A 17,552-nucleotide genomic window follows, 5' to 3' on the forward strand; every position below is an offset into this window, starting at 1 on the left:
TTCATTTAGAAAAAATCCATTTCAATCAGATCAGTGAGCAGCTCCTTATTCTGGTTTTCCTCAGCCAATTTGATTTGATTGATTTCTATATGAGGCTCGCGGCATATCGTTGTCAAAATTAGCAACAGGTTCTGTGACATGCTTTCAACTGTTGTTCTCTCAAACAAGACCGCACTGTACTCAAAAGCGGCATCGAGATGGTGATCCGATTCAGTAACATACAGCGTTAAATCAAACTTGGATACATGATTGTTTGGAGCGCAAGGTACACAGGTAAGGCCATCCATGTGCATCTCTGACGGACCTGTATTTTGCAAGACAAGCATAGTGTCAAACAACGGGTTTCTTCGCGCGTCCTTCGTTAGCTCCATTTTCTTGATCAATTCCTCAAACGGATAGTCCTGATTCTCATAGGCGTTCAGCATATGTTCTTTAACTTCCAGCAGATACGCTTCAAATGTTTTATCCGCCGAAGGCTGATTTCGAACAGCCAGTGTGTTCACGAACATGCCCATGACCGGCTCCAGCTCCGCTTGTGTCCTTCCCGCAATCGGCAACCCCACAACGATGTCCTCTTGTCCGCTATATTTAGACAACAGAATGGTATAAGCAGCGAGCAGAATCATATATAATGTTGTTCCTGTCAGTGCCTCCAATTTTCTCAAGCCTGCAACGATGTCATCCTCAACAGCAATTTCCAACAGGTCTCCCGCATAACTCAGCGTTTCAGGTCTTTCATAATCTGTCGGCAATTCCAGCAGCGGCATCTGCTCACTGAAAACCCCGAGCCAATACTGCTCCTGCTTTTTCATCCAGTCACTTTGAAGTTGGAATTGCTGCCACTCGGCATAATCCTTGTATTGAATTCGAAGAGGAGAAAGCTTGTCTCCGCGATATAACTGGCCAAGTTCGGTCATTAACATCTGCACAGATAGTCCGTCTGCGATGATATGGTGCAGATCGACCAGCAATACATGGCAATCCTGTCGAAGTTCAACCAGCCCAGCTCGCATCAGCGGCGCTTGTCCCAGATCAAAGGTACGAACAAACTGTTGTATCTGGTCTTGCATCTCTTCTTCCGTTGCCCGAATGGATTCAATGGCAAACTTCACTTCAGGATATATGATTTGCTTGGGTTCCCCTTGAATGACTTTGAAGGCAGTCCGCAGAGATTCATGACGAGCTACCAGCTGCTGGAATGCTTCTTCCAATCGTGTCCGATCCAGAGCACCCTCCATCATAAACATGCCAGACATGTTGTATGTGAGTTCCTCACCGGCTTTAATGCTCATAATGTACATTCTCATTTGCGCAGAAGAAATAGCATAATATTCCTTTTCCTGCGCTTGAGGGATGGACAGGTTAACCTGCTTCTCCATCTGATCAATGAATTGAGCCATCTGTTCCATCGTCTGCCATTCGAAGACATTTCTTACGGACACACGAATATTCAGGCTTTGATTGATTTTATACGCCAGCTTTGTTGCACGTAAGGAGTTGCCTCCAATATCAAAGAAACTGTCTTTAACACTGATTTTGTTTACGCCAAGTACATCTTGCCAAATGGGCAGCAGCGTTTTCTCCAAAGATGTTCGGGCTTCGATATATTCATTTCCCGTCTGTATGTTTTGTTGCGGTAACGGAAGTGAACGACGGTTAATTTTCCCGTTGGATGTCAAAGGCATATGATCGAGCTGAATAAAGTAGGCTGGAACCATATAATCGGGCAGCCTGGTGGAAAGCATTTGTTTCAACTCTCCAACGGTCTGTGTGATATCCGACGTAAAGTAAGCGCATAGGGATTTATCTCCGTTTTCATGCTCATGAGCAATAACGATCACTTCTTTCACACCCGGCACATGTAACAATGCCGCTTCAACTTCTCCCACCTCGATCCGATAGCCGCGAATCTTGATCTGATGATCCATACGTCCCAAGTACTCGATATTGCCATCCGGCAGCCATCTCGCCATATCCCCTGTCTTATACATGGTCACGCCTTGAACAAAGGGATCACGCACGAATTTCTCGGCTGTCAGCTCAGGCAGGTTCAAATATCCTCTGCCTACCCCGTCGCCGGAAATACATAACTCCCCTGCAACACCCACAGGCTGAACTTGTTCATATTTGTTCAATACATACAGGCGGTTATTTCCTAAGGTTCGACCAATCGGCAGAACATCTCGTCCGTTTTCTATGTCTAGCTCCTCCTGAACGATACGGTAGGTCGCAGCATCGACACAACACTCGGTCGGACCATATACATTAACTATCGTTGGTGGCGACATGTGGTGAAGAGAGAACAAAGCGGTGAATTCAACGGCACTTTGCCGAGAAAGAGCTTCTCCGCCAATAAGCATATATTTTAACGATATCCCTTGAACGTCTTTTGCCCTGGAAAGCAGTTTTAGATGTGCAGGTGTACCGTCGGTCAAATCAATTTGATTCCTTTTGTAATAGTTCATTAGTTCTTGTCCATCCCCTACCGTCTCCTGATCCACAACAAACAAGGCATGTCCGGATAATAACGCCCCGAAAATCTGCTTGACCGATGCATCGAAATAGTAGGGTGCCAGTAAAGCAACATGTAAACCGTTATGCGAATCATCAATGACCTGGGTATACAGTGATGTAACCAGATGTTGAACCTGAGCGTGTTCAATCATCACACCTTTAGGCGTGCCCGTTGTACCGGAAGTATAGATGACATAAGCAAGCTGCATAGAACCCATGGAAGCCTCTTCCGGTCTCAAGTTAGAGAGATTGGCCGCATACGTTTTTTCATCGTTTAAGTCCATTATCTTGCCATCGAAGCACACCTTATGTTTAAGGTGTTTTTGTGTGACTACCAACGTTGCTCCTGAATCACGCAAAATATGCTGAATACGCTCTTCAGGAGAATCCGGATCAAGCGGCACATACGCCCCGCCTGCTTTTAAAATGCCAAAAATGCCAACGATCATGTCAATGGAGCGATCTGTCATAATGCCTACAAGCTGATCCGCATACACACCTTCAGCTCTTAGCGTATGCGCCAGCTGATTCGCCCGTTCATTTAATCGATGATACGTTAATCGCTGATCCCCATAACCAACGGCCAATTGGTCAGGTGTCCGTTCTACCTGTGCCTCGAAACGCTCCTGAATAGTCTGATCGCGGGAATAGTCGATTGAGCTAGCATTAAAATCATGTAAAAGAACGTTCTGCTCCTGTTCAGATAACATCCGAATATCGGACAATGTGACTTCCGGTTGGATTACAATGTCTCTGAGAATATGGAGCAGATGTGTTTTCATTCGCTCGATGGTGCTCTGTGCAAATAGTTCCGTCTTGTAATTCAAGTGCATCTCCAGACATTCGTTATCATCTTCAACGATAAACATCAGATCATACAATGATACACCGACGTTGATTTCTCTCACTTTGAAGCTGCAGTCCTTTTCCTGCCTTTGGTTGAACGCTGTATTATGGAAAATATACATCGTATTAAAGAGTGCCATTCCTGTCGTCTCACGCTGTGCATTTAATTTCTCTACAAGATTGTCAAACAGATAGTCCTGATTAGCCAAAGCATCAAGGGATTGATGTTTAATCTCTTCGAGATAGGATCGAAACGGCTTATTCCCGGCAGGCTGTGATCGAATGGCTACCGTTTGAATAAAGACACCGATCATATGCTCGACATCCGGATGATTTCTGCCGGATGTTGGCGTTCCTACGATAATGTCCTCTTGTGCCGTATATCGGTGAAGCAGCACGTTATACGCGGCCAGCAACACCATAAACAGTGTCGTGCCTGTCTGTTTGGCAAGCCTCTCCAGGGATTGCTTCAAATGCTGATCCAGAACAAATGACAGTCTTGATCCAGCCGAAGTCAAGTGTGGTTTTCGAGCATAATCCGTAGGCAGATTCAGTATCGGTATCTCCCCGCTGAATTGATCCAGCCAGTATTTCTCCTGCTGTTTATAGCCCTCACCCGACACGTAGTCTTTCTGCCAAGCGGCAAAGTCTTTGTAGTCCACCTTGATTTCCGGCACGCTTCGCCCGTCATATGCATCGATAAGTTCATTCGCCAGAATACCAACGGAATAACCGTCCGATATAATATGATGCATTTCAATGAGAATCTCGGCGTGATCCGCGTCTACACGAATGAATTCGGCACGTATTAATGGAGCTTTTGAGCAATCAAATGGTCTGCTAAACGCCTTGACATGCTGTTCAAATGAATCATGGCTTAGCTCCAATCGTTTCACCTGAAAATCAATAGACGGGGCAATCGTTTGGTAAAGCTCTCCATCGATCAGATGAAAACTTGTACGAAAAGCTTCGTGACGCTGCACAATCTTTTCTAATGCATCAATCAAACCAGCTTCATCGATACGTCCTCTGACTGTGAGATGACCGCACATATTCTGGAACACACTGTTCGGCTCCAATTGATCCAGAAAATAGATTCGTTGTTGTGCAGAAGAAGTCTCGTAAAACTCCTTGATGTCCACAGGTTTAATCGGAATGACGGCGCTGACGTTCTCGCCTGTAATCAGACTGGCAAGCTCCTTCAGGTGTTTATTTCCGAATAATTGAACGATGGAAATATATTGTTGAAACTGCTGATGCACCTTGGAAAGCATGATCGTTGCCTGGAGCGAGTTTCCCCCGAGATCAAAGAAGTGATCATTCCTGCCCACCTGCTCCACGGACAATACGTCCTTCCAGATCCGCGCCAGCTCTCGCTCAATATCATTAGCCGGATGCACAAACTCGGCCGTACGCCTAACGGCAGCAGCACGCTCTGTTTGATACTGGCTGTACATTTCATGCAATCGCATCTGTTGTTGCTCTGAAAATAAAGTCAACGACGAAATTTCTGCTTCAGGATGGCTCACCATATTTTGCAGCAATGCCTTGAATCCTTCGGACCACAACGTCATCATCTCATGCCCGATCAGATCGGTATTGTAATCAAAATCAAGGTACAATTCATGGTTAACATCCGTAATATTGAGAAATAAATCATATGAAATATGTTTGATCGGATACGACATGAACTCTGTCTCCAACTTTTCGAATTGGAGATAATGAATCGTTCTGTCCATATTAAATAAAATGCGGGTCTCCGGTGCATGCATAGGTGCAAGCTGCTCGGATACGATCGTTAATGGCACATGCTGATGTTTCATGACAAGAGCAAGCGTCTCCTTGAGCTGAACTATATTCTCTGAAACACACTGCTCCGTCAACACGGCGTAATGCACAGGTAAAATATTGACACAGTTGCCCATCAGCTCATTTTTGCCCATATGGGACTGACCCGCTACAGGCACTCCAATGACAAGCCGGGATTGACCTGTGAGTTGATGCAAATATAAATGGAATGCTGCAAACATCGTTACAAACAAACTGTTTTTGTTCCTTATACTTAAGGCACGCAAGGATGCTGTCAATTGCTGATCCAGCTTGATGGAATATCGTTCACCTGAATATCCCTTTTGCATGTCATCGGACTGCATCGTTGGCAAAGTGAGGCTCGGAAACGACAAGGAAAATTGATCTTTCCAGAACTGAATTCCTTCGGCAAACGCTCCCTTTGCATGTTCAAGCCGCTGCCAGGTCAAATATTCCCGGAATGGAGTGGCTTCAGGCAATTGAACCGGAACCTCGCGAACTAGAGCAGAATAGATCTGTTCCAGCTCCTGAATGAATAGAGCCACCGACCAGCCGTCGGCAATGATATGATGAAAGGTCAGCACCATAACATATTGATTCGCTGCCTGTTTAAGCAAAATAATTCTAAACAAAGGCTCCTCTGATTGCAGGTTGAATGCTTCACTCGCATTGGCAGATAACCATTGGGAAATTTCCTGTTCCTGCTTCTCGCCTACATACATGGAGAAATCCAGCCAAGTGCACTGAAATTCCATGACCCGTTTAATCTCCTGTGTTTCACGATCTGCATGAATGACGGTTCGCAGAGCTTCATGACGCTCTACCATCTGATTCACAGCCTGTTCCAGGGCGGACGGGTTCATATGGCCATTCATTTTTAAAATAACACTCTGATTTAATGCCGCATTTGCATCTTCACCGTGAAGTGTAGTTAGTAATAATTGTTTTTGCTCCAAAGACAGCGGAACTTCCATAACAGGCGAAGCACCAGGAATAAAGCCCAACGCCTGCAGCTCACAGATTGTCTCTTTCACAATCCGGATGATTGTATTCATGTCCTCTATGGAATGGGCAGCCGATATAAAACAGTTGCGACCTTCCCAAATATATAAACCTTTATAGATTAAATGGTAGAAAAACAATTCCATATCCCCAAAGGAAATAAATCGGAATAGTGATCCGAAGTTCACCATCTGCATAGGTACATTGGATGTTTTAAAAAACTCATTTAATTCGTTTACAAGAACAGCTGTTTTTTCATTTAATTCCTGATATAAGGTTCCTGCTTCCGCTTGAAGATGCTGCAACACCCTTAACGTCACCCGCATGGTAAGAGGATGTGTGCAGAACGTTCCGCCAACAAAGGTTTTCTTATCTGCGTCTGAAGGGTAAGATGAGTCACCGAAACTCCAGGTTCCTCCATCTACAGCGTTCATAAATCGAGCCTTACCTGCAACGATGCCAATGGGCAGCCCGCCGCCAACCACTTTTCCATAGGTAACCAGATCGGCCTGAACGCCAAACCATTCCTGTGCTCCGCCCAACCCGATTCTAAATCCAGTAATGACTTCATCAAAAATAAGCGCAGTTCCCGATTGAGTTGTCAGCTCTCTTAGCTCTTGCAAAAACTGTGTTGGTTGAACATCCGGTCTCCGACTCTGCACCGGCTCAACAAGCACAGCAGCCAATTCATGCCCGATACTGCGAATCATCTCGAGTGATTGCGGATGGTTATAATTCAGAATAATCAAATCATCCATAAAGCTGTTCACAATACCAGGAGCCATGGGCAGTGCAGTAGATAATGCATTCCCGGGATTCGCTACGCCTAGCACCCCATCATGTGTGCCATGATAGGAGCCGGAAAATAAAACAACCTTGGAACGCCCTGTTGCCGCCCTAGCCAAACGCAGCGCAACCATGACAGCCTCGGTCCCTGAATTATAAAATGCGACACGCTCTACACCCGTCAGCTCTGAAATTTTCTCTGCCACATCTCCTGCCAAGTCTGACATTGGACCTAATGGAGGCATCTGCCCTTGAATGCTGTCGGCCATTACATGTTGGATAAACGATGGATTATGACCAAACAGATTCACACCAAACCCCATCGTCAAATCCAGATATTCGTTCCCATCAATATCCCATATTCTGGACCCGTCAGAGCGTGTCGCAACAATAGGGTATACCATTTCCTTCCAATAAGAACGGAATCCAGCGACATTGCGATTGTTGGCGTGCACGTAACGGGTTTGGTCTGTTTTTAGCTTGGAACCTTTCGTTTTAGCAGCATACTTTGCTATAAATTGTTCAATATACTGGTTCTGCAGCGCTGAGAATTCACTTTCTTCTTGAATTTTCAGTGATTGGTACGGTATAAAAGGCTTGATTTCCCCGGAGCCGGAATCAGATGTGACCTTTTCCGTTCCATTTTCTTCACTTTTTCCATGGGCTTTATCGTTTTCAATGTGTTCATTCTCTTTTGGTGGCACTTCTCTACGTTCCTTAACTTCATTAACTTCGTTATATTCATCCTGTTTTAGTTGCAAAGACGTCGCTTGAGCAGCAGTTTGCTCACCCAAAAGCAAATTCAGGCTTTTTAATTGGGATTCCATCAGTTGAATGGCAGACAGAACAATTTGCTCCGAATTGGCTGATGGTTTGACCGGATTCGAATGCTGAACGGATGCAAGAGGTCGTTTTTCAGATTGCTCCTGCTCTGGCATATCATCACTGTGTGCAGATATATCCATATTCTTTATATTTTCTGATACATATTGCACTAAAGAGTTGATGTTCGTAAGGGTCTCAAAAAACATCTCCATCGGAATATGCAAGCCAAACGAGTCTGATATTTCTTTCTGGATTTGCACAAGAATGATGGAGTCCAGCCCCATCTGCAGAAAATGGACATGTTCATCTAACTCTTCCAGCTTCAGACCGGATGCACGGCTGATGCTTGTCTTGATTTTCAACTGCACATCATTTGTATTTTGCTGCATTTGAACCTCATCCCTTTCTGCCCTATGCTCCGCAGGTATCGGTTGTTTGACTTCGATCCAACACCTCTTCTGCTCAAATGGATATAACGGTAACGGGATTTTGGAGATGATTTCGCCATCATAGAATCTCTCCCAATCAATTACTGCCCCTCGTGTAAACATTTCTCCGAATGAACGTAATGATTCTGCCTTTGGCAGGGCATAGAGATGATCGAAAACAAGTGTCCTGTCCTTTTGGGCATAGCCAAAATAAACATCTGTCAGCTTGCTTTCTCCTTGAGCGATTTGTTCCAATTGTTCATACAGTTCCTCTACGCTCGTAATTACGATCGCGAGCCGATAATCAAGACTGGCTCTTCCCCTGCTTGCTGTATAACAGATCTGTTGAATGCTAACATCACGGTTCTCCCTGATAAACTGAAGATACATGCTGACCAGGTCGTTCAGTGCTCGTTCATTCACAGCAGATAACACAAACAGATGAGGCTCTTGATCCGAAGTTTTGTGTACGGTATTGGATGGAACATATTCTTCGAGAACCACATGCGCGTTGGTACCGCTGAAGCCAAAAGAACTGACACCGCACCGTAAAGGTCGATCCTCTTCATTCAGATCCATCAACTCCTGATTCACATAAAAAGGAGAAGCTTCAAATTTCAAAGCAGGATTAGGGCTTTCAAAGTGAACCAATGGCGGAATCATTCGATGCTGCAGCATGAGAACCGATTTAATTAATCCGGCTATACCCGCCGCTTCAAAACTATGTCCGATGTTGGTCTTGGCAGAGCCGATCGCGCAAAATTGTTTGCGATCCGTATGTTTTTCAAACGCTTTACGTAACGCATTAAATTCAACAGGATCACCTAATTTGGTCCCTGTTCCATGTGCTTCGATAAAGTCAAGTGTATCCGGAGAGATACCGGCTTCTTTCCATGCCTGTTCAATGACATTGGTCTGTGACTCCGGGTTAGGTGCCGTAATTCCCACCGTTTTGCCATCCTGATTAATCGCACTTCCTTTAATTACGCCATAGATATAGTCGCCGTCTTCCTTGGCTCGCTGCAATGGCTTCAGCATAACCGCTCCAACACCTTCTCCAAATCCCGTGCCGTTGGCATCCTCACTAAACGTTCTTGTCAACGCATCTGGAGATTCCATATCCAGTCCGATACTGATCGGTAACAAGGCGGTTCGAATGCCGCCTGCAATCGCCATTTCACAATCTCCTGCAAGCAAGCCCTTACATGCCATATGAACTGCAACAAGCGAGGAGGAGCAAGCCGTATCAATCGTTAGTGCCGGACCTTTCAAATTTAAAAAGTATGCAATTCTGCTCGCCAGTACAGATGGTAAATTTCCAATGATATAATTTTTGATCTCTGACGGATAACTTGCTGTAATAAGCCGTTCGTAATCATATCCGACTTTGGAATAACCCACATACACACCTACATGACTTCCATTGATTCCTGCGCCTGCATATCCCGCATCTTCAATCGTATGCCATGCCGTTTGCAGGAACATTCGTTGGTTCGGGTCCATAAATTGAGCAGTTCTCGGGGTTAAGCCAAAAAATGAATAATCAAATTCATCAATTTGATCCAGGTAACCGCCCTTGATCCATTGCGTTTCTTGCATTTCACTGCGAATGGACTGCACATAGTCCGCTGCATCTTTTACCCGACGTTCAGGATAAGTCCGAATGCAGTGCTTGCCCTCTTCCAGTACCCGCCAAAACTCATTTGCATTGGAGGCTCCGGGAAAATTCATCGACATACCGATGATGGCTATATCATTGGATGCGGGCTGATGCTCCTGTATGGCATCGACTCTTTTGTTTTCTATTCGGCCATCCGCCAAATATTTTGCTAAAGCGGTTATCGAGGGATAGGCAAAGAGGTCCGTAACGGCCAGCTCTTCCCCATATTTTTCTTCTATGCGTTCAGCAATCTGGGCCAGCTGCAATGAGGTTGCACCCATATCGAAGTAACTATCCTCAAGTTTAATCTTCTTCCCGACCAGCACTTCCGAAAACAGGGATATCAATTCACGCTCCAGCACTTGAACGGAAACAGGAGCCTTTTCTCTTCCCTTGTCATTCACGAGAGCTTCCTGGATGAATGCAGCTTCTATTGAAAATTTTCCTGCTTCATATTGCTTTGCTAACTGATAACGCTGGATTTTTCCACTTGTTGTTTTGGGCAGCTTTTTAATGGGAAGTACTTCCTTGACACTCCAGCCTCCATGGATATAGAGGTGTTTTTTAATGTCTCTAACCAGCGGCAGAAAGTGTTCGATCTTTTTTTTATAAACGACAAACACAACAATTTCTTCACTCTGACTGACCGAATCATATACACCACAAGCGGCAATTCTGCCAAGCTCAATCTCATCCAATTGAGTGGCTACACGTTCGATGTCATGAGGATATATATTTTTACCATTGATGAAAATAATGTCTTTCTCCCGTCCAGTGACCACAAGTGTACCGTTCATGGTAAAACCCAGATCCCCTGTATTAACCCACCCATCGCGAGTGAGCAGATTCTCGGTTGCCATCGAATTATTGTAGTATCCTTGGGTAACGTTATCTCCCCGAATTTGTATTTTACCGATAACATAATCCGGAACCGGGTTCATTTCCTCATCACATATTCGCACATGACAATAATCAACAGCCTGACCAACGACAACAAACGATGCCGCGTGCTCGGCATTTTTCTCTACTTCGATGACTTGCTCACCGAAGTTCAGATGATCGCGGTGGACATATACCGCAGTGAATTGTTGCTCTACCTGAGGAAAGGAGACGGCCACTGAAGCTTCTGCTAATCCGTATACGGTAAACATTGCTGTTTTCTTCAACTGATAGGCTGATAATACATTCAGAAACTCATGACAAACCTCTGGTAATATGGGCTCGGCCCCGTTATAGATGATTCTGACACATGACAGATCCCATCCCTCGGCCTTGTCCTCGCGAAAGAAATTCAAAAAATACTTATAACCAAAGTTAGGAGAGGAGAGTACGGTGGCTTTATGTTGATTTACTTTTTTCATCCATAAAATCGGTTTTCGAATAAATAATTCCGTTGGGATCAGATACTGATGAATACCTGCCACGAGTGGAACGAGGTGGAATCCAATCAAACCCATATCATGGGTGAGGGGCATCCAGGAGAGGAAACTGTCGCTCGAACTGATCTTCGCGCAATTGATTGCAGCACATGCATTGTATATCAAATTTCGGTGAGTAAGCATAACCCCTTTCGGATCACCGGTTGACCCGGACGAAAATTGAATAAATGCCAGTTCTTCCGGCTTGGGCTCGTTATATTGAACAGCCTCATACTCGTATTCCTTGTCATGTATTATTTCTGCTCTCTTCTCCAGCTGACGGTGAAAATCCGGCAGTTCATGTTCCAGAGCGAATTTTTTCATTTTAGCGAGCACCTTTTCAGATGCAATCATAAAGGGATCATGTAACAAATCCCAGATACGACATACTTTCAAATTTTGTTCTTCGTCTTCACCCACACTTACAGGTACAGGGATCATGCCCCCTAATAAACATGCCCAGAATGCGACTAAGAAACGTTTGTTTTCCTGAATCTGAAAAATAATTTCCTGCCCGGGTTTGATGCCGATTTCTTGCAAATAACCCAAGTAACCTTTGGCTTCATGAAATAATTGATGATACGACATGAAAATTTCCATTTTGTCAGAATCAATAAAGCGAATACCCCGGTCTGTTCTTTTGCTTCTGTCGCGGATGACATCGATCAATGTCTGAAATTGATTCGTGTACATATCTCTCCTCCAAATTGATCATCTCTATCTGACCTATTTAATTAGTTACACATATTTCTTGCTAAATTTTACCATAGAAATATATGGCTTTTCAAGAAGATTATTGTTACTATATGGTAAAAAATGTTCTTTATTGGGAGTCTGGTTTTACATTCACATGACATATATTCCCCTTCACCTTTTTGATAGCTCAGGAATGGATTAAACGCCAAACAGGCTGTCTAAGTATGCGACAGCCTGGAATATAATACGAAGAGTACATAAATTCCGCTAGATCGTATTCATTATTGCATTTCTGTGTTTTGGATGCTGTTTCGCTGCAAGAATGGAATGACACAGTTCAATTGAAACATAGATATCTTTTTCGCTAAGATTACGGCTATCATGGGCTAATCGATCTTGCAGCTGCTGTAATTCAGAAAACAATGGCTTAACTGTGTTGTTGTATGCTGTTGAATCTTGACTATAATTCCGTGAGGTAAGTGCCATGGTCATCAGTCGAGACAACTTGTTTTTGCCTACTGATAAGCGTTTATTTTTTCTTAACTCTGCATTGGCAAGTGTCGTTAGATCGGAAGGCTGACCTAAACAATAAGGCACAATATCTTTCGTTATTCTATTCATAAAACTCCCCAATACCTGTTTGGAACCCAGTTCAATGACCTCTGTAACCCCATTCTCCATTAGATAGTGCATTGATTCTAACCACCTTACCGGCTCAGTCATCTGCCTGTTTAAGTAATCCACAACAGAGTGATCCGACTGATATGGCCTCGCTGTTACATTTGAAATAATGGGACATTCAGCAGCATGATATGGATATTGACTCAATTGTGCTTTGAATTGTTTTGCGGCACTTTGCATCATGGGAGAATGATATGGACCGGATACCTGCAGGTAAGCATGCTTTATCCCCATACATTCGGTTCTTTTTAACACCTTCTGTATGGCTTGGCGATGACCGGAAATGACAAACTGCTGATCCGTGTTTATACAAGCAACACAGACAGGATGTTGACTTGTAGAGACTTCTTCGCATATTTCCTGCAGCGTACGGATCGGAAGGTTTGAAATAGCTGCCATAGTCCCTTGCTGGTATGGATCTGCATTGTGCATCAGAATGCCTCGTTGTCTTACAAGACGAACCGCATCATGAAAAGATAGAACGCCTGCGCAGACAAGTGCCGAATATTCTCCCAAGCTATGCCCGGCCATGAAAGCAGGCTTTGTCCCGATCTCCTGCATATACACCTGAAACGCAATAACACTCACCGTTAAGAGTGCTGGCTGAGCGTTCATCGTCAATGTCAAATCATCTATGTTTCCTTGAAAGCACAGCTTTTTTAAATCAAAAGAAATAGCCTCACCAGCTTCTTCAAATAAACACCTGGCTACATCAAAATGATTCCAGAAGTCTCTTCCCATCCCGATGATCTGAGAGCCCTGTCCAGGAAACAAAAGAGCAACATTACTCATGCGGCATCCTCCATGTATTCAATTTTATTTTTCTTCAATTTAAATAAATACCAATAAATACCTTGTTTTCAAAATTCATATTAAACTTTCATGGTAAGATATGCAATACACATAGACATAAAAAATAGACATCTCCAAAGCGGAGATGCCTGTTTCTTCTTGATCTGGCCAAGTCAGATCAAGCCATGCTTTACAAAGCTATGATACAATCCGTCTTCTTCCACAGAGGCTGTGACGTCGTCAGCGATGGCTTTCAGACCCGGTTTGGCGTTACCCATTGCAATACCTACCGCACAGAATTCCAGCATCTCGGCATCATTCATGCCATCACCAATCGCCAGTGTATCTTCCCGCGACATGCCCAAATGCTCCAGCAGGTCGGCAATCGCAATGGCTTTGTGAATACCCGGGATCATCAGCTCCCCGCTGCCCTCGCCAAAGACAGGTACCGTACACTGAATGACTTCAAACTTGCCCTCAAACTCCTGCTTGATCCGCTCAAACGGAATGATAGGACTTTCCAGAAAACAAACCTTGTTGACATCGTCCTTATACAGATCGGCTTCACCATATGTTAAGCCAGCAATGAAAGGATGTGGTTTCGTTTCTTTTTTCTCCCGTGCGACCGGATCATTCTCGACATCACCATAGATTCGACGCTCCAGATGAGCTTGAAGATTACTGCTGGCATACAAAGCCGAGTTGGATTCAAGGTAGAAGTCAATGCCGTGTTCATTGAAGAAATCGACCATATGCCGCACATCTTCAGCTGTTACTTTTTTGTGATATAAAACGTCAGAGCCGTACTCTACATATCCTCCGCCTGCCCCGATTAATCCATCAAAACCAATCTCCCAGATTGAATCATAGATCTCGGCTTTGGAGCGCCCCGTGCACAAATACAACAGGTGTCCATTCTTGCGCGCTTGTTTACACGCTTCTTGTGCAGACACAGGAATGCTGCCGTCATCATCAACCAAAGTTCCATCAATATCAATAAATACGATTTTTCGTGTTATGCTGTTCATCTGTCTTTTCCCCCAATTGCATTCTCTGTTTTAAACTGTTCGATTCACTTTACTACGCGTTCCGTGGTGTTCGTTGATCAATCAACTTTTCTAGAAATTCGGCAAAAGAATCCGCATACACTTCAGGCTCTCCATTAAAATAATCCAGACGCATCACCTTAAATTCCCCACGTTCATCAGTTGTTCGAGTATCAAAATAGTAATATTCATCCTCATCCGGGATAAACAGTTCCAGTTTTCCTTCCTGCTTTGTCTGTTCATCTGCAAGTCGATAGATATATAGAATGTCCGTATCCGTGTACTCTCTGTGCTCTGATGAAGTAATGGTTAGAATTGCTGTCCCGCTTAACAGCGCTTGCCCATAATTCAGAAGCCACCATCGGTAGGAAGGAGGTAATGAAAAACCAAGTTCCTGTTCAACTTCAACGATCCAGCTTTCCTGAACCTGATGGTTTGGAAACCATTTTAGCGCCTTTGTGTGGGCCAGTTTCTCAGTCAGACTTGTGTACATTCATACATCTCTCCAATCTAAAAATTGATGGGTTTATCCATATGCACGATTTGCCATTCATTTTCTTCTTCTGCAATTAACGCAAATCCTTGACGTTCCCAGAAATCCACAGCTCCAGGCAGAAAACGATGGGTATGCAGATATAACGTTGTATATCGCATTCTGGTTACAATTTGTTGCAATTCTTGTACTAACAGTGAACCGATGCCATGCCTGCGGTAGGCAGGATCAACATAACATTTTACAATTTCAGCTGCGGTAGGAGCCGGGTAACGGCCTTCAATAGCCTGAATTCGTCCGTCATATGGCGTAATGCCGATGGAACCGACAATGCCTGTTTCGCCCAACCGGGCAACAAGAAAAATGGAATCGTTACGATCCAGATAATGTTCTGTAAACTGTTGAAAATCTTTAGGTAATACGCTCGGATCTATCATGGGAAAAACCTCACCGCGTACACGCATGGCAAATTCGATCGCCTCCTCAATCTCGTGGGACTGGACAGGCTTTACTACAGGTTTCATGTGAACTTCTGACAAAAAGTCACTTCCCTCCATTCTCTGTTTGAGATGCTGCTCTCTTCTTAACCAATTCAGACGAACCTATCATTACGAGTCAAATAAAACTATCAATCAGTCTATACTCCCGACCATTTTGAGAGAAGGCCCGCGCATTCTGATAGACTCCGCATACGATAAGGCGTATCAGCAACCAATTCAGAAAGGGGTAAACCAATTATGTGGTTATCGCTTGGCATCACAGCAGTTATCCTTTTGATCTCCATCTGGTTCACCCTTCGATATGCAGATCAGAAGGCTGCAAGTAAGTTCCATCCTCATGCTCCTCACCAGCTGCTGCTCAAGTTCAAGGAAGGTACAACCGCCGATCAGATGCACACCCTTCATCGGAAAAACAAATGCAAAGTGGCCGAAACCTATGAGGATCTGGGGTGGTATCGAATCGAATCTCGCAAAAAAATGCATCGCATGCTCAAACTATACAAGGATCATGAGCTCATTGAACATGTACATCCCAACTATCTCGTTGAAGCTTCATTTATACCCAACGACCCATTCTTCCCTTACCAGTACAATCTGACCAAAATTAATGCCCCTGCTGCATGGGATATTAACCAGAGCAACAACTCAATTAAAATTGCGATCATTGACACAGGTGTGCAATTGAATCATCCCGAACTTGCGGCCAAGCTGCTGCCCGGTTATGACTACGTCGATTATGACAATATTCCCGAGGACGGAAACGGCCATGGCACACATGTCGCTGGCATCGCTGCTTCCATAACCAACAATGGCGTTGGCATCGCGGGTACAGCACCGCTTGCTTCCATCGTGCCGATTCGAGTGCTGGATAACAACGGCCAAGGAACTATTGGCAACGTGGGCAACGGGCTTGTGTTTGCAGCCAACAATGGAGTTCAAGTCGTGAATCTCAGCCTGGGCGGACCAATGGGAGATGCGTTCCTTCAAGCTGCTGTTCAGTATGCATGGGAGCGCGGAGCCGTGATTATTGCGGCAGCAGGCAATGATAACACATCATACCCCATCGTTCCTGCTTCATACCCTAACGTCATTGCGGTTGCCTCCACCAATTCGTATGATCTTAAATCCAACTTTTCCAATTATGGCTCCTGGGTCGATATGGCTGCGCCGGGCGATGCGATCCTCTCCACGTATCTGGGCAGCTCATATGCCTATCTTAGTGGAACCTCCATGGCAGCTCCGCAAGTCGCGGGCGCAGCAGCACTGCTCGCCGCGAGGGGCAAAAACAATGCCCAGATTCGAGATGCGTTATGCTTCGCCTCCGATCCGATCTCGGGTTCCGGCATCTATTGGACTTATGGAAGACTCAATGCATATCAGAGTTTGCAGGTACCCTGAGCTCCATCCGCTCAAGCAGATGAACGAATGGTGTCACTCTGGCAGCAGTACACAAATAAATGAAAAACTATGGAGCTTCTATTCAATAGACGCTCCATAGTTCTATTAGATAACTTTTTTTGTTTTACGGTTTTGCTGCCCAAATTTCAATTTCAATCTTAATGTCGGGCAGGCCTAACTCAGTAATATAAGCGATGGTCATCGCGGGATAATCATATTGAAATAGTTGATCCCACTCGGCGTACAGGTAATCCCAATCAATCTTTTCGGTTGCCCATACGTTGACTTTGATAATATGCTCAGCATGCAATCCCTCAGATTGCAGTACGGTTTTAATATTGTTAAAGGTATTGGTGACTTGTTCATTGAGTGTATCTGGAAATTGCCCATTCACATCCACTCCAACTTGCCCTGATGTCACGAACAACTCTGCATTTCTTGGAATCCTTGTGATATGCGTGTAATTCCCTACTGGTGCCGGCATATTGGATGGATTTTTTCTAATGATTTTTTCATTTGTCATATGGATTACCTCATCATTCCTAAGATTTTTCTACGGTTTTTCTTCATGTTCATATGCATTTGGGCAGACTTCTCCCGTAATAATGAATTCTAGAAAAATACCGAAGTGGAGTATCCATATCCGGAAGAGATAAAC

7 protein-coding genes are annotated in these 17,552 nt (G+C 44.4%); 1 reads left to right on the forward strand and 6 read right to left on the reverse strand.

What is annotated here, in order from left to right:
- Window positions 1-5: 5 nt before the first annotated feature.
- From ACQSGY_RS10530 to ACQSGY_RS10550, 5 genes are all read right to left on the reverse strand, one after another.
- Window positions 6-11,981 carry an amino acid adenylation domain-containing protein gene (locus tag ACQSGY_RS10530; protein WP_427051855.1) on the reverse strand — a complete coding sequence of 3,992 codons (11,976 nt, stop codon included), beginning with the start codon at window positions 11,979-11,981 and terminating at the stop codon, window positions 6-8.
- Between the two features lie 270 nt (window positions 11,982-12,251).
- Window positions 12,252-13,457 (reverse strand): ACP S-malonyltransferase, encoded by a 1,206-nt coding sequence (fabD, locus tag ACQSGY_RS10535; RefSeq protein WP_427051856.1) that lies wholly within the window; start codon window positions 13,455-13,457, stop codon window positions 12,252-12,254.
- A 173-nt stretch (window positions 13,458-13,630) separates the two neighbouring features.
- A complete protein-coding gene (locus ACQSGY_RS10540) occupies window positions 13,631-14,485 on the reverse strand; it encodes a Cof-type HAD-IIB family hydrolase (RefSeq protein ID WP_145401348.1) in 855 nt (284 codons plus the stop codon).
- Between the two features lie 52 nt (window positions 14,486-14,537).
- Window positions 14,538-14,996 carry an SMI1/KNR4 family protein gene (locus ACQSGY_RS10545; protein ID WP_427051857.1) on the reverse strand — a complete coding sequence of 153 codons (459 nt, stop codon included), beginning with the start codon at window positions 14,994-14,996 and terminating at the stop codon, window positions 14,538-14,540.
- Window positions 14,997-15,013: 17 nt separating this feature from the next.
- A complete protein-coding gene (locus ACQSGY_RS10550; protein ID WP_427051858.1) occupies window positions 15,014-15,520 on the reverse strand; it encodes a GNAT family N-acetyltransferase in 507 nt (168 codons plus the stop codon).
- A gap of 213 nt (window positions 15,521-15,733) precedes the next feature.
- Between ACQSGY_RS10550 and ACQSGY_RS10555 the strand changes: the two genes are divergently transcribed.
- Window positions 15,734-16,894, forward strand: coding sequence for a S8 family peptidase (locus ACQSGY_RS10555; protein WP_145401342.1), 1,161 nt, complete (start codon window positions 15,734-15,736; stop codon window positions 16,892-16,894).
- A 124-nt stretch (window positions 16,895-17,018) separates the two neighbouring features.
- Here the strand turns inward: ACQSGY_RS10555 and ACQSGY_RS10560 are convergent, their stop codons facing one another.
- The gene (locus tag ACQSGY_RS10560; protein ID WP_188590971.1) at window positions 17,019-17,417 is read right to left on the reverse strand and encodes a RidA family protein; all 399 of its coding nucleotides are present in this window, start codon (window positions 17,415-17,417) and stop codon (window positions 17,019-17,021) included.
- Between the last annotated feature and the right edge of the window lie 135 nt (window positions 17,418-17,552).

It is taken from the genome of Paenibacillus sp. TC-CSREp1 (genome assembly GCF_050171015.1).
Taxonomy (GTDB): domain Bacteria; phylum Bacillota; class Bacilli; order Paenibacillales; family Paenibacillaceae; genus Paenibacillus; species Paenibacillus silvae.

Bases quoted from the DNA above. Each gene is read 5' to 3' on its own strand.
- ACQSGY_RS10550 (WP_427051858.1), bottom strand. From the start codon at position 15,520: ATGAAACCTGTAGTAAAGCCTGTCCAGTCCCACGAGATTGAGGAGGCG.
- ACQSGY_RS10530 (WP_427051855.1), bottom strand. From the start codon at position 11,981: ATGTACACGAATCAATTTCAGACATTGATCGATGTCATCCGCGACAGA.
- ACQSGY_RS10545 (WP_427051857.1), bottom strand. From the start codon at position 14,996: ATGTACACAAGTCTGACTGAGAAACTGGCCCACACAAAGGCGCTAAAA.
- fabD (WP_427051856.1), bottom strand. From the start codon at position 13,457: ATGAGTAATGTTGCTCTTTTGTTTCCTGGACAGGGCTCTCAGATCATC.
- ACQSGY_RS10555 (WP_145401342.1), top strand. From the start codon at position 15,734: ATGTGGTTATCGCTTGGCATCACAGCAGTTATCCTTTTGATCTCCATC.
- ACQSGY_RS10540 (WP_145401348.1), bottom strand. From the start codon at position 14,485: ATGAACAGCATAACACGAAAAATCGTATTTATTGATATTGATGGAACT.
- ACQSGY_RS10560 (WP_188590971.1), bottom strand. From the start codon at position 17,417: ATGACAAATGAAAAAATCATTAGAAAAAATCCATCCAATATGCCGGCA.